The organism is Simiduia curdlanivorans (assembly GCF_030409605.1).
Lineage (GTDB): Bacteria > Pseudomonadota > Gammaproteobacteria > Pseudomonadales > Cellvibrionaceae > Simiduia > Simiduia curdlanivorans.
The window spans coordinates 1,727,217-1,742,174 of record NZ_JAUFQG010000004.1; the positions used below are offsets into that span (position 1 = coordinate 1,727,217).

The 14,958-nt window shown below is 48.8% G+C and carries 9 protein-coding genes; 4 read left to right on the forward strand and 5 right to left on the reverse strand.

Annotated elements, in window-relative coordinates; translation table 11 throughout:
- The first annotated feature begins 28 nt into the window (after positions 1–28).
- On the forward strand, positions 29–928 hold the full coding sequence (locus QWY82_RS07730) for a LysR family transcriptional regulator (protein WP_290261064.1): 900 nt from the start codon (positions 29–31) through the stop codon (positions 926–928).
- Between the two features lie 49 nt (positions 929–977).
- Here the strand turns inward: QWY82_RS07730 and mgtE are convergent, their stop codons facing one another.
- On the reverse strand, positions 978–2,318 hold the full coding sequence (mgtE, locus tag QWY82_RS07735; RefSeq protein ID WP_290261065.1) for a magnesium transporter: 1,341 nt from the start codon (positions 2,316–2,318) through the stop codon (positions 978–980).
- Between the two features lie 117 nt (positions 2,319–2,435).
- Between mgtE and QWY82_RS07740 the strand changes: the two genes are divergently transcribed.
- Positions 2,436–6,740, forward strand: coding sequence for a PAS domain S-box protein (locus QWY82_RS07740; protein WP_290261066.1), 4,305 nt, complete (start codon positions 2,436–2,438; stop codon positions 6,738–6,740).
- Positions 6,741–6,879: 139 nt separating this feature from the next.
- On the opposite strand, the gene QWY82_RS07745 is transcribed toward QWY82_RS07740, so the two are convergent.
- The 4 genes from QWY82_RS07745 to QWY82_RS07760 form a co-directional block, all read right to left on the reverse strand.
- Positions 6,880–8,490, reverse strand: coding sequence for a Na/Pi cotransporter family protein (locus QWY82_RS07745; RefSeq protein ID WP_290261067.1), 1,611 nt, complete (start codon positions 8,488–8,490; stop codon positions 6,880–6,882).
- Between the two features lie 12 nt (positions 8,491–8,502).
- The gene (locus QWY82_RS07750; protein ID WP_290261069.1) at positions 8,503–9,906 is read right to left on the reverse strand and encodes an MBL fold metallo-hydrolase RNA specificity domain-containing protein; all 1,404 of its coding nucleotides are present in this window, start codon (positions 9,904–9,906) and stop codon (positions 8,503–8,505) included.
- Positions 9,907–10,026: 120 nt separating this feature from the next.
- Positions 10,027–12,000, reverse strand: coding sequence for an alpha/beta hydrolase family protein (locus QWY82_RS07755; RefSeq protein WP_290261071.1), 1,974 nt, complete (start codon positions 11,998–12,000; stop codon positions 10,027–10,029).
- Positions 12,001–12,362: 362 nt separating this feature from the next.
- Positions 12,363–13,313, reverse strand: coding sequence for a LysR family transcriptional regulator (locus tag QWY82_RS07760; protein WP_290261073.1), 951 nt, complete (start codon positions 13,311–13,313; stop codon positions 12,363–12,365).
- 122 nt (positions 13,314–13,435) lie between these two features.
- Between QWY82_RS07760 and QWY82_RS07765 the strand changes: the two genes are divergently transcribed.
- The gene (locus QWY82_RS07765; RefSeq protein ID WP_290261074.1) at positions 13,436–13,822 is read left to right on the forward strand and encodes a DoxX family protein; all 387 of its coding nucleotides are present in this window, start codon (positions 13,436–13,438) and stop codon (positions 13,820–13,822) included.
- Positions 13,823–13,890: 68 nt separating this feature from the next.
- On the forward strand, positions 13,891–14,877 hold the full coding sequence (locus tag QWY82_RS07770; protein ID WP_290261077.1) for a DODA-type extradiol aromatic ring-opening family dioxygenase: 987 nt from the start codon (positions 13,891–13,893) through the stop codon (positions 14,875–14,877).
- The last annotated feature ends 81 nt before the right edge of the window (positions 14,878–14,958 follow it).

Genomic DNA, 14,958 nt, shown 5'->3' on the forward strand with positions numbered 1-14,958 from the left:
AAACTTGGTGATACGTTAAATTGCGATTATGAATATAAGAAATTTTGACTTAAATCTATTGGTGGTGCTCGATGCCTTGTTGCGCGAGCGCAACGTATCCAAAGCGGCAGACAAACTTTCGCTCACCCAGCCGGCGATCAGTAACGCGTTAAATCGGTTGCGCGCGCAGCTTGATGATGAGGTGATGATTCGCACTGCGGGGGGCATGAAGCCCACGGCGTTGGCGTTGAGTTTAGAAGAACCGGTACGCAGAGCTTTACGCCAAATCGAATCGAGCTTGAATAGCAATCTCGCTTTCGAACCAAGCCAAAGTAGCGACATTTTTACCTTGGCCCTGACCGATTTTGTAGAGCATATGTTGATGCCGTCCTTATCGGCGCTGTTAGCGCAGGTGGCGCCAGGGCTTAAGTTGCGGGTGGTGGACTTAGGTAGAGACTTTCCGTTGCAAGCCTTGGAATCTGGGCAAGTGGATTTGGCTATTGGCCGTTTTTTGAATCTTCCCGCCAGAGCTAGCCATCGCCGTTGGTTAGAGGAAGATCTGGTGCTGGTGTCTGCACTTACTAATCGCTTGCCAGAGCCCTTAGATGTGCCCGGCTTTTGTGCCTTGCGCCATTTGTGGGTCAGCGGCGCACAAACCAAAGGCATGGTGGATACCTGGTTGGAAGAGCATGGCTATAGCCGCGAGTTAAGTTACATTACGCCTAATTATATGATGGCATCTCATCTCGTAGCAGCGACGGACATGGTGGTGGTATTACCACGCCGCTTTGCGCAGAAATATCAGCGCTTGTTACCGCTGTCTCTGTATGAAATGCCAATGGCCTTGGATAGGTTTTCAATCGATATGGCCTGGGCCAGCCTGCGCGATAAAGATAAAGGTTTGCAGTGGTTGGTGGAGCAAATGTTAACGATTGATGTGAGTGCTTAACCGCGCGCTGAAAAGTCTTTGCTGGTGAAGCCGAAAAGCCAGCGGGCATTTAACTCAAAAGATAGCTGGCAAAGCCAAGGTAAATAATTACCCCCGTGGCATCGACAATAGTGGTAACCAAAGGCCCGGAGGCGGTGGCTGGGTCCATGTTAATTTTCGACAGAATGAAGGGTAGGCAGAGGCCAATCAGCGAGCCGGACATGACCACGCAGACCATGGCAGCAGCAACAACTATTGCTACCTCTACGCCGCCGCGCAACCAACCCAAACCGGCAACGGCAATGGCTAGGGTGAAGCCGAGAGCGCCGGCGACTAGTATTTCGCGACCGAATAAGTGTAGCCAATCCTTCATTTGAACCTCGCCGGTGGCCAGTGCGCGCACCATCAAGGCCGCTGCCTGTGAGCCGGCATTACCGCCGCTGCCAACCAATAAGGGCAGAAAGAAAACCAGAGCCACATGTTGCGCAATCAGGGCTTCAAAGAAGGCGATACCAGCGCCCGAGAACAGTGAGCCGAACACCAGCAGTAACAGCCAGCCAATGCGCTTGGTAAAAAGTCGCGCTAATGAAATGTCTTTGAAAGACGAGCCGAGTGTGGCTACCGAGGCGCTTTTTTGTGCATCTTCAGTGGCCTCTTCGACGAAGGCATCCATGGCGTCATCGTAGGTGATGATGCCCACCAGCTGTCGCTCTTCATCCAGTACCGGCACCGCGAGTAGATCGTAGTGGCGCACTATCTCAGCGACCTTCTCCTGATCTTCGTCTACCGCCACGCTCACCACATCGGTGTGCATAAGCTCCGAAATAATGGCGTCTGGCTTGGCTAATATCAGCTGTTTGAGCGACAGGGTGCCCTGCAAGATGCGGTTCTTATCCACCACATAGACTTGGTAAATGGTTTCTTTATCCGGCGCTTCGAGGCGAATGCGCAGTAATGCCTTATGCACCGTCCAATGGCCGCGCAAGGTGGCGTAGTCCGAGGTCATCAAGGCGCCGGCGGTCTTCTCTGGGTAGCTTGCCAGCCGACGTACATCTTCGCGTTCAGCCTGGGCTAACCCGGGCAATACGGCGTGGCGCTGCTCTTCACTCAAACGGTTGTATAAATCCGCTCGCTCGTCCGACTCCATCTCCGAAAACAGCGCGGCGAGATCGTTGCGTGCCATTACCGCGGCAATAGCCGCCTGGCGCTCCTCTGGCATGAAGGAGAAGGCTTCGGCGTGATGGTGCAGGCTGAGCAGGGCTAACAAATTTGCCGCTTGTGCAGGACTGAATGGCTCCAAGGCATCGGCTAAATCGGCGATATGACAATGATCTAACAGGCCTCGAAGTTGTTGTTTGTCGGGCTGCTGGATGAGGGCTGTGAGTTGTGCGCGAATGTCTGCCTGATCCATAACCTGTTCTACTCATTGGCTGGTGCAAGGATTGTAGGGAGAGAAGATCAAGGTTACAACGCCAATGCCTGTCTATACTGGTACGGTTGCTCACCTCACGTGGAGTTTAGATTGTTGGTGAATTCCTTTAAAAAGGACCCCGCGCCGCTACTTTGGGCGCTGCTCGTCATCTTGTCAGTGGTTTTGATCCTTGGTGCGCTTGTAATCGATCGCCTCAGTATCGAGCGCGAACAAGACAATGAGCGGGCGTTGGTTCTACAGCAAGCGAGCTTAGTTCGCGCCCGTCTCGAAGGTAATATCAACGCCAATATTCAAACTGTGCTCGGGCTAGTGTCGGTCATCGCCGCGGAGCCCGACATTACCCAGGTAAAATTTTCCCGCTATGCGCAGCAAATCTTTCAGGGGCGACACCAGCTGCGCAACTTGGGCGGCGCGCCCGATATGGTTATTCGGTTCATGCACCCAATGGCGGGTAACGAAGCCGCCATTGGATTAAATTTAGCGGCCAACCCAGCTCAGCAAGCCGCGGCACAACGCGCAAAGAACACCGGCTTGATTACTGTGGCTGGGCCAGTAAATTTGGCCCAGGGTGGTCAAGGGTTTATCGGCCGTATACCTGTATTTACCTATGGCGTAGAAGGTGAGAGCCAATTTTGGGGCTTGGTGTCTGCGGTGATTGATTTAGAAAAGTTTTATGCTGAAAGCCAGTTATTTCAAGCGCCCCTAGCGCTGGCGTTAAAAGGCCAAGATGGTACGGGAGCCGATGGCGAGGTGTTCTTTGGCAGAGCAGATCTTTTCAACCAAAACCCTATCCTATTAAAGGTCACACTGCCATCTGGCTCCTGGCAGCTGGCCGCGACACCTACACTAGGCTGGTCGCAAACATTTTCTAACACAGTGATGCTGCGCTGGCTGATGGCTTGCGTTATTTTGGCGTTGTTGGCGCCGTTAGTGGGCTTGATCTACACCCAGCGATCGCGCCAGCAAGAGCAGGCGCGGTTGAGGGGCTTGTTTTTGCGTTCCACCTTGGGTATTGCTCTGTGTGACAACAACAGTGGTTATATCTTGCAATTAAACCCAAAATTTGCCGATATGTTGGGCTTGGCTCCAGATAAAATACCCCCACAAAAACTTGTTGATCTGATCGAAGCACCTGTCGATGCGCCAATGCATTGGCAGCAAAGTCTTCTCGGAATGGGCAGCGGTACAAAGATTGAAGGGCGAATACGCAGCGCAGACAAGGGGCCCTTGATCGTCCAGATTAACAGCGTTGCCATAGATCAGCCCGGCATGAAAAACCTCTTCTGGGTGATGCTTGATGATGTGACGAAGCGAACCGAAACAGCCGAAGAGCTTGCAGAAAAGACGCGACAATTGCAATTAGTGGTCGATAGCACTGGCGTTGGTTTTTGGGATTGGAATATTCCATTCGATAAATTACAAGTCAATGAAAGTTGGGCGCAACTTATCGGATTTTCCCTGTCGGAGCTCGAGCAAAAATTTGAAGGTAAATGGTTTGAACGTATGCATCCTGAGGATATTCAGAAAGTGCAAGACTACCTTGCGATGGCTGCCCCAGACCTGCCTATTGCTAGCCCTATAGAAGTGCGAGTTCAGCATAAAAACGGTGCTTGGATTTGGTTGTTGGTTAGTGGTCGCGTAGTTGCCTGGCATGACAATATGCCGGTGCGGGCTGTTGGTGTTAGCCTAGATATTACCAGTAATAAAATTATCGATAATCGACTAAAAGAGTCTCAGGAGCTGCTTGAAAAATACTTCACTATGTCGCCAGCATTTATGTCAATTTCTAACGAGCAGGGGTATTTTGAAAAGATAAATTCTACCTATATGAGAAAGTTAGGTTATACGGAAGCGGAAATGTTAAGCCGGCCTGTGCTTAGCTTTATACACCCAGATGATGCGGAGCTAACCCTCAATTCCGCCCTTGCATTACGTACCGGTGGTGGATCGATCGAGGTAAATAATCGATTTTGTTGTGCGGATGGTAGTTACCGTCATCTCAGTTGGGAGACAAGCTTCGACCTCCTTACTAGAAGGTTCTATGCTGTCGGTCTGGATATTAGCGAAAATATAGAAAATGAGAGGAAGTTGAAGCATCGCGAGCAAATGCTGGCTGCGATGAGTAAACAGGGGCGCATTGGCGCTTGGGAATATGATCTAGAAAATCAAACGCTTTTCTGGTCAGAGATGACCAAGGAAATTCATCAAGTTGATCAGAGCTTTGTTCCTGGCGTTGATTCTGCAATAACGTTTTATAAACCGGGTGTGGATCGAGAAAAAATTACTGCGTGTTTTGAGTCAGCTATAGCTACAGGACAGAAATTCCGCGAAGAGTTGCGAGTTATTACTGCCAAGGGTCTGGAATTGTGGGTGGTGGCGACAGGTCAGGTTGATTTCGTCGGTGGTAGGTGTGTGCGTATTTTTGGCTCGTTTCAAGATATTAATGATAGAAAGCTAGCCGAACAAGAATTGATTTTGGCTAAAAATTTAGCTGAGCAAGCGGTTAAGGTTAAAAGCGAATTTTTGGCAATGATGAGCCATGAAATAAGAACGCCCATTAACGGTGTTATGGGCATGTTGCACCTGCTTAAGCGCACGCACTTAGATCAGGGCCAGAAGCACTATTTAGATATCTCTTTAAAAAGTGCTCACGCCTTGCTGAGTACCATAAATGATGTATTGGATTTTTCCAAGGTTGACGCCGGTAAGCTGGAGCTTTCCAATGAAACCTTTGATCTAACTGAAACCTTGGATGGTGTTATTCAGATGTCGGCATTGTCTGCCGAAGAAAAAGGTCTTTCGCTGGTTCTAGATTGCCGAGAGCTCGATCCGGTTCTAGTATCGGGCGACCAAGATAGATTGCGCCAAATACTTTTAAATTTAATTAGCAATGCCGTTAAGTTTACCGAGCGGGGTAGTGTTGTTGTTAAAGCGATCATGAGAATGGGTGATAATACTTTAACAGTATCAGTGTCTGACACTGGAATCGGTATGGATGAATCCGCGATGCAGGCTTTGTTTCAGCCCTTCTCTCAAGTGGATAGCTCAAGCACGCGCCGATTCGAAGGTACAGGCTTGGGTTTGGTTATAGCTCAGAAATTATGTGAGTTAATGGGTGGACATATATCGGTTGAAAGTAAACTTAATGAGGGTTCAATCTTCACTTTTCATGTTAAGTTTCCTAGCGCTGAAAGAAACGAATTGGCCTATTGCCTTGAGTTGTCAGGAAAGCGTGCGTTAGTTATTTCAGGTGATAATGCGTTAGATATTAATCTATGTGATTACCTAGACAAGTGTGGCGCTCACGCTACCCAGATTAAGTCTCTGGCCGATGTTTCCAAGGAGGTGTTATCGTCAATGGACTTAGTATTGATAGATCATGCCTTGATGCTTGAAAAGAACAGCGTTCAATCCATTCGCTCGGTAAGTGAAAATGAATTGGGGCAGCGCTGGGTGTTAATGTGTTCGCAGCATGGAGTGCCTGATTACATTGAGCTATGTGAGCAAGGGTTTGATCATTTTATTTCTAAGCCGGTGACCGCTTCTTCCCTGAGAAAATTGTTTTGCAAAGATGATGTTGTAATTGATGACTCGGATAAAGGCTTAAAAAAACATGTTGCTGGAAGTGCTAAAGTGCTGTTGGTTGAAGATAATGCCATTAATCAAGAAGTGGCTACACTCATGCTCGAAAATTATGGGCTAAGTGTGGATGTGGCGGCTAGTGGTCTGGAGGCTTTAGACGCGTTGGAGAAAACGTCGGGAGTTCCGCTTTACGATGTGGTGTTGATGGACTGTTTAATGCCGGGAATGGACGGTTATGAGACGACGCGACATATTCGTCTCGGTGATGCGGGCGAAAATTACAAAAACGTGGTTATTATTGCCCTTACCGCTAACGCGATGGCTGGCGATAGGCAGCGGTGTCTCGATGCTGGCATGAACGACTTTGTCAGCAAACCCATTGATGAGGCAACGTTAACCACGGTTTTGCGCCGCTGGCTCAAGGTTGCGATAGCAGAGAAGGTTCCTGAACACCCAGCTGTAGGACGCGAAGATGTAGCGGAGTATGCCATTTGGGATAAGGCTTTTGCTCTGCGCTCAGTGCGCGGTAGGCCTGACCGCTTGGTTTGGTTGGTAAATCAATTTGTAAACTCGAGTGAAAAGCAACTTGCAGCGCTAGAGCAGGCAGTGACTGAAAATAATTTCGAGGCCATTGTGTTTCATGCTCATACTCTCAAAGGTTCGTCGGGCCAGCTAGGTTGTAGGCAAATGCAGCAGCTATGTAGCGCTATTGAAGTGGCGGCTAAGTCTAAGCGTGGTGATAGTGTGCGCGCTGATATTCTACGGCTTCGGCAGGCAAGATTAGATGTGTTGGATTGCATAAAGGTTATTTACGATTAATTAATCGGTGTTTCCTTTGGTGTTTTCTTTGGTTCAATATTTTTGGTTTCTTGATATTTTATAACCTTAAAATAGTCGTTGTGTAAAATTTCCGCGAATAGATTTAACGCGAAAGCAACGCTAAGGTGGGGTTTATGAGTTATAGGCTTATCGTGCTGTCGAACTCTGGCTTATTATCTTGGTGGCTCTTGTTGTGTGCTTGCAGTTTTTCCAGTGCCGCACTAACTTGAATAAGTTGCTCTGCGAACCGTCTAATGTAGCTTGTTTCGGTAAGTGCCGCATCGACTAGTTCGATTGGTCTATGGCTTTTTGCTGCGGATAAAATCAGTTCTTGCTTTAATTCTTTATAATCGGATTTTATTTTAGAAAATTCTATCGAACTTGCGTGATCACTAAGTGCTGTTGTTGATGCTAGCCAGTGTTGTATTTGTGTTTGCCAGCGATCAAGGCTTTCCATCTCTTGGACACCCATATTTTTAATGGCGAGCTTCTGTTCAATAATGTCGAGCATAGCTCGGCAACCATAGTTTAAGTGGTGACCTGCGCTTAAGCCTGCAGCCAGTAATTCCCCTTGAGACTGGGCTAGTTCAGATTTTAGTGCGGTGCTGATAAAAACATTCATTTGTCGAACGCGACTTTCTACATGCTTTATGTCTTGCACTGTTTTAGCCGTTTCTGTTGCTGCTAAAAAACGTTTGGAGATCGTAAGCAACTCGACAATTTCAAGAGCAACGGCGCGCACAGCTAAGTCTGGAATGGCAGCGACATTGGTGTCTAAATGCGGGCTTTTGGTGAAGTCGTTTGGTTCCCGAAAGTGATTGAGTAGCCAGTTCGACAAGTTATTTTCTATGGGCCATATCAATAATAAGCCGAGTAAGTTAAAGGCTGTGTGAAATATCGCTAACAACAGGATAGGCGTCTGGGTCAAACCTGTAGCGTTTGATGCTTGCGTCACAAGCCACCAAAAAATCGGTAAAAATACCAATGCAACGGCAGCGGTTAATAGATTGAAGGCTACGTGCGCAGCGGCTAGTCTTTTGGCATTCGGTGTTGCGCCTAAGGTTGCTAAGATAGCTGTTGATGTTGTACCAACATTGGCACCAATAACGGTTGCTGCAGCGACTTCAAGGCTCAAGATTCCGCTGGCTACCGCTGTTAGAATAATAGCAATAGCGGCGCTGGAGGATTGAGTAACAATGGTAAGCACAATGCCCAGGATTAACGCTATGAGTGCAGGGCTGTTAGCATGGCTGAATATCTCTTGGATATTAAGTGTTTGCGCTAAAGATGAAAAATTTACTTGCAGAAAATCAATGCCGAGAAAAAGAAGCCCAAAGCCGGCTATTGCCATGCCAAACGCTCTGCCTCTTTCGTGAGGTGCAAAGAGTCGTAACAGCGCACCAATACCGATTAGCGGGAAGGCAAAGGCATCAATTTTAAAGCTAAAGCCAAATAGCGTGACTATCCAAGCGGTAAAGGTTGTGCCTACATTACTTCCGAATACAACCCACATGGCTTGATGGAAACTCATGAGGCCGGCATTAACAAAGCCGATAACCGCGACGGTAACGGCGCTTGAAGACTGCACCAGAGCTGTTATGCCGATACCACTTAATAATCCGCGAATTTTACTCGAAGTCCAACGACCGAGAAGGTGTTCTAATGCCCTCCCGCCGGCGAGTTTCAAACCCTCAGTCATTAACCACATGCCTAGCAAAAAAAAGCCGAGCGAGCCGAACAAATTTAGCATGGCGCTAGGTCCTCAAAATGCAAAACTTTGACGAAGCGCAGGAATCGTGACACTGATGCCCTTCTCGGAATATAGCTTTTCTGCTAGTGCATCTTGGGCTTCAGGCTCGCCGTGCACTAAGAATATTTTCGGTTGATTTGAGAAGTTAGCCGACCAATTTACTAAGGCAGCCTGGCCCGCGTGGGCTGAAAATCCGCCGATAGTTTCAATGCGTGCCCGTACCAGAAATTCATCGCCAAAAAGTTTTATTTTTTTCATGCCGTCCACCAGCATACGCCCTAATGTCCCCCTCGCCTGGAAACCGGCAAAGATGATGGTGGTGCGTTTATCCCAAATACGGTGTTTGAAATGATGACGAATGCGTCCGCCCGTACACATGCCGCTGCCAGCGATAATAAGTGCACCACTTTTAATACGGTTAATGGCCATGGATTCTTCCGATGACACCGAAGCTATCAAGCGAGGTAAAAAGTCTTTCAAAAACGATCGATCCCTTTCACACAAGGCTTTTACATCTTCACAATCCATCGTATGTAGCCAGCGGTCGTATACCTTTGTGACTTTTATCGCCATGGGACTGTCTAGAAAAATTTGCCATCCATCCAATTTTCCTTCTTGATGCATTCTTCCTAAATAGAATAGAAACTCTTGTGTTCGACCAACGGCAAAGGCTGGAATAAGGACATTGCCACCGGCTTCCCAGGTTTCGTGCAAGACCTGTTCAAGCTGTAGGATAGAATCATCCATGGTGCGGTGATCGCGGTTGCCATAGGTGCTTTCCATGAGCACAACATCCGCCTCAGTGAGCAGTGTGGGGTCTTTCATCAGGGGCGAATCTTTTTTACCTAAATCACCAGAAAAGACTACACGTTTTTGCTGGCCGCGCTCATTGATATCTAGTTGTACAATAGCCGAACCGAGGATGTGACCGGCGTCATGAAGTGTTACGGATATGTGGGGCTTTATTTCTGTTGCTTGGTTATAGGCAATGCCTCGGCATAGGCCGAGAACCTTTTTCACATCGTCTAGGTTGTAGAGTGCTTCTACCGCTGGTTGGCCACGGCGCTCACGTTTGATGTTTTCTCTTTCTAGGTCGCGCATGTACAAGCCAGCTGCATCGTCCAACATGATTTCTAGCAGTTCAGCCGTTGCTTTGGTGCAGTAAATAGGGCTGTTAAAGCCCGCGTGAACAAGCATGGGCAGCAGGCCTGAGTGATCTAAGTGGGCGTGGGACAGTACCAAAGCGTCTATTTCTGCGGGTTCAAACAGAAACTGTTCAGTTGGCAGCCTCTCAATAGCGTCACCGCCTTGATGCATACCGCAGTCTAGCAATATGTTACCGGCGCCAGGAGCGGACACTAAGTGGCATGAGCCAGTGACTTCCTGTGCTGCGCCTAAGAATTTGATGGTCGCCATGGTGTCTCCGCGGTTTACCTATATTGGGGTAAATAGTAGAGCGCGATAGGGCTGAGGCTGTTGTGATCTCGGTCAATTAAAGCGCCTTTTACGGCGCTTTTACCTGTGTTGGAAAGTGGTTTAGTGGGCCTGTACCAGTGGCGTAGCACCGATATGCTGATCAATGAATTCAACCATTTTCTCTAAGCTGTTAAGTCGATGCTCACTGCTCATTAGATGGTGGTTTTCATCCTTTAATTCTATGAGTTGCACCGCCTTCTTTGCTGATCTTAGGTTGTCGTACATATCGTCCGATTGCTCGAACGGAACCGTTTCATCATTTTGCCCGTGAATTAAAAGAACCGGTGCCGTGAAGTTCTTAGCAAAGTTAACGGGCGATAGGGCAGCGAGTTTCTTGTCGGTGGCTTCGCCTTTGACCATAAAGAGTTCGAAATAAGACACGATCCAATGGTTTTTCCCGTGCTTCTTGCGCTCGAAATCTAACATGCCAGGAAGGTCGCTAACACCATTTAATGACACGATACAGCGGTAGAGATCTGGGGTGAAAGCCCCCGCGACCAGTGCGGCATAGCCGCCGTAACTAGCGCCTACCGTGCACACGCGAGTTTTATCCACAATGCCTTTGCGGATTAGAAATTCTAGGCTATCGGTTAGGTCGTCCTGCATTTTTTGACCCCACTCGCCATAACCGGCGCTTAAATGCTTGGCGCCAAAACCATCTGAGCCTCTAAACTGTGGCTGTATTACCAAGTAGCCACGGCTTGCGAAGGCTTGTGCTAGCCAGTCAAATTCAATGCGATCGTAAGCTTGTGGGCCGCCATGGGGTAGCATGATGGCCGGCAAATTTTTCAGATCACCTGCTTTGTTGCGAGGGATGGTGAGTAGCATCGGTATGATTAAACCGTCGCGCGCTTTAAACGCCACGCGACCTATAGGGTTGACTTGCTCTGCTGCAATGTTAGGTCTCGCCGAGGCTAAAAAGCGTGGTGCTTCGCCGTCGCTGAACAGATAAAAATTACCCGATGAAGACGGGCCTTCTACGTAGATAACAAGATGCTTCCAATCATCGCTCCAGTCTTTTAGCCAAACCGACTGATCTGGAAATTTTTCGATAATGCTCTGCATTCTTTTATCGACTTTTGGGTCAAAGAATTTATAGCTAGGATTAAAACCGGAGTAGATGACGCCATGTGCAATACGGTTGATGTCGGTTAATACAGACTCTACGTCGGCGTCATCTCTTCCGAACAAATTGCGGGTGATAGCGCCATCTTGAAGTGATAGTGAGGAATAGATGGTGCGGCCAGTGTTTGGGTTTTCTTCTAACATTACCAAGGCTTTTTGATCTGGTGTCACACCGGTAAAGCTAACCCGCATAATTTCTGATTCATCTTTGAATACGGTTACCCATTTGCCGTTTTGGTTGGCAATAATTTCGTGTTTATTGCTGGAATTGGAATAGACTTCTTGAGCGATGAGTTCACCGTTTGGGCTTACAAAATAATCGACGCTGTTGTTTCTTCCTTTCTTCATAATGCCGGGCCCCCTTGGTGAGGAAACCTTTACTTTCATCAAATGCAGGTTAGGTGACTGATCTGACTCTGTTTTACCGACAAAGGCGGGCATATAGAGGTACTTTTTATCGGGTGAAATTCCGACAATATTACCGAGACCTGATTGACCCAAATAGATGCGATCACCCGGGGTGAGGAGTTGGCGAATATCACCCGACTTTACGTTCATCACAAAGGCTGTGCTCATGGCGAACTCATCCCGGTAACCCCAGAGACGTTTCAGCTGTGATGCCACTAATATCAATTCATTATCACTGATAAAATACATCCGTCTAGGCTGTGTGGATGACACATCGGCACCGCGGAGCATTTTGTTTTGGGTTAGAGAATAAACAATAACTTGGTCGCTGGTATTGTTCGTTTTTCGAAAAGCGATGATGTTACCGCTGGGAGAAATTGCTAACATTTGTATGGCAGGCAGTGTGCCGTAGTCAGCTAGTGCAGGTTCTTGAGCAATGGCCTTCGCGGCGAGAACGCCAAGTACAATTGAAAATATAATACGCGTTAAAGTCTGTGGCATAAGTTACGTCCCTGTCGATGATGTCGCTCTGCTGAAATTTATTATGTTGGCGGTTACTTAACGAAGCTGATGACGAGCCAAATAGCGGGCTAGTTATTGGTCGTTTATCTTCCCGGTTGGCATTAGCCTAGGCCTTAACCCAGCATAAGCCTCTCTATTATCACTGGGCTAAATGTGGTTTAGTTCCATCTGAAAAAAATCGGCGCTATTGGTGCTAATAAGCCGAGTTGGATGATAGCGTTGCTTGAAATCAGTACGCAAGTAGCATTTTGTTCTTTAGCGCTTTTTATAGGCTGAAAGAGTAGCTGTCAGATAGCTTGGCGATGTTAGCAAAAGCTGCAGTGTTGGTGATGGATATGCGCTCAGCGATTCCCACCTGGGCGGCTTTGATTTTGTTGCGGGCTAGGCGTTTCGTTTTCCCACTCTGAGTGTTTACTAAAATAGGCCACAAGAAAATCGATAAAAGTTCTAACTCTGTGTGCGACAAATCGGCTCGACGGGTAAACAGCGTAGAGCGCGCGCTCGGGCAAGGTGTACTCAGGTAATAAAACTGTCAACTTGCCTTGTTTTATATCTTGCCAGCAGATGAAGCGTGGTGAGCAGACGATGCCGTAACCTTGAACGGCCATGGCATTGAGGAAATCACCGTTGTTGGCCTTGAGTTTAGCCACCGAATCTATTTGGTGCAGGGTTTGATTTGGCCCTGTTAGCCACAGGGAGTTGAGGCTGGTGCCGGCATATTGCAGAAGCCGGTGTTGTTTTAATTGGTCTGGGTTGGTCGGTGTGCCCGCGTGTGCGAGATAACTCGGCGACGCGACTAAACATAAACTGATGGGCGCCAATTTGCGCGCTCTTAGGCTTGAGTCCGCGAGTTCGCCAATGCGCAGTGCTAGGTCCACCCCTGTCTCGATTAAATTCACGAAGCGATCGGAGAGATCCAGCTCAATGGCAAGCTCTGGGTGTAGCTTAGTGAACTGTTCGATAACCGGCGCCAAATGCCCAACGCCAAAGGACAGGGGCGCCGCAATGCGCAAGGTGCCCCGCAATTGCTGGTCTTGTTGATTCACCGTTGCCTGTAACTCAGCGCTGGCATCGAGTAGCCGTAAGGCCTGCTCATAACAGCGTTGGCCAGCTTCGGTGAGGTGCCATTTACGGGTGGTGCGGGCGATTAGGCGGCTACCTAGACGGGATTCAAGATCCGTTAGGCGCCGGCTCACCACCGATTTTGCTAACCCCAGTTGATCTGCGGCACGGCCAATGCCTCCGGCTTCGGCAATGCGGACAAAGTTTTCAAGCTCCTCAAGCTGCCCCATGATTGTTCCATATTTGGCAATTATTAATTGTAATTAGGCCTGTTTATTTGCCTTTTAGCAATAACTACACTGCAGGGCATGGCATTGCCATTTAGCAAACCTTTAAATTTTGGAGCAAGATCATGGATCAATTCACGCGTTATTTTTCACCTTTAGGCCGCGCGCTGTTGGCGCTTATTTTTGTAATGTCAGGCGTTGGCAAGATTAGCGCCTATGCCGGTACTCAGGGGTATATGGAAGCCTTTGGCGTGCCGGGGATGCTGTTGCCGCTCGTTATTCTGGTGGAGGTTGGCGCCGGTTTGGCTTTGATCTTGGGTTGGCAGACGCGTTTAATGGCGTTTGCACTGGCAGGCTTTTCGGTGGTTTCTGGCTTGCTGTTTCACGCTAATTTCGCCGATCAAATGCAGATGATTATGTTCATGAAAAATCTCTCTATCGCCGGTGGTTTAATGTTTATTGTCGCTCATGGCGCCGGCCACTTCGCGCTTGATAATCGCCAGCGCAACTGAGATCACGCGGGGTTTTGCCCCGCCACAACTTTGCCCTAAACCCGCCGCCCTAATTTCAGGTAAGTGGTATGACTAAGCTAGCGTTTCCTGTTGCGTTTGTATCCCACGGTGGTGGGCCTCTGCCCTTGATGGGCGATGCCGATCACCGAGAACTAGTGGCCGCTTGTGCGCAATTGCGGCAGCAGCTACCGGACAACCCCAGCGCTATTATTGTGATCAGTGCGCATTGGGAGAGCCGTGGCTTTGCCGTGACTTCGCAGCCAGAGCCACCGTTGTTGTTTGATTATTCGGGCTTTCCGGAGCAGACCTATCGCTACCAGTATGGCGCCAAGGGCGAGCCTGAGTTGGCGGTTAAATTGCAGTCTGCCTTGGCGACAAAAAATATAGCGTTGAGGCTGGATGCAAACCGTGGTTTCGATCACGGTGTGTTTGTGCCCTTAATGTTGATGTACCCGGAGGCCGACATTCCAGTGCTCGAGTTATCCATTGATTGCGGCTTGTCGGCGCGCGAGCATTTGATGTTTGGCCAGAAATTAGCGGAGGTTTTACCGCCGGATGTATTGGTGTTGGGCTCAGGCTTCAGCTTTCACAATTTACCGGCTTTTTTTGCCCAAAAAACCACCCAGTCTATTGCCGCATGCGCCGAATTTAACACTTGGTTAAACCACACCTTGGTTGACTCATCTATATCTGCTGAGGCGAGGCTAAACCGACTCGATCACTGGAGCGATGCACCCCAGGCACGCTTTTGTCATCCGCGCGAGGAGCATCTAATGCCATTACTGGTGTGCGCAGCCATGACAAAGGCACCGGCCCAAGCCTTGCCCTTTTCGGTTATGGGTTATGGCGCTCAGCATTACCTTTGGCTTAGGGAACCTCTGGATAACTCTGGTGCCGCTCTGGCTTCCAGCAAATTTCGTGGGCTAGGCGCGGCTTCGAAGGCATACCGGGGTCTGTCGAGAAGTCGCAACAACGCACACGGAATTTGCTGGAAGCCCCGTAGGGCGAGGCCTTTAGCGGCCATCCGCTGCGTTGAGCTTCTTGCTAAGGGCTAGGGCCATTAGCTGCGAAACTCGCCTTGCGGCTGACCGCTACAGGTCACGCAGAGCGGTACCAGAGTTATCCAGAGGTTCCCT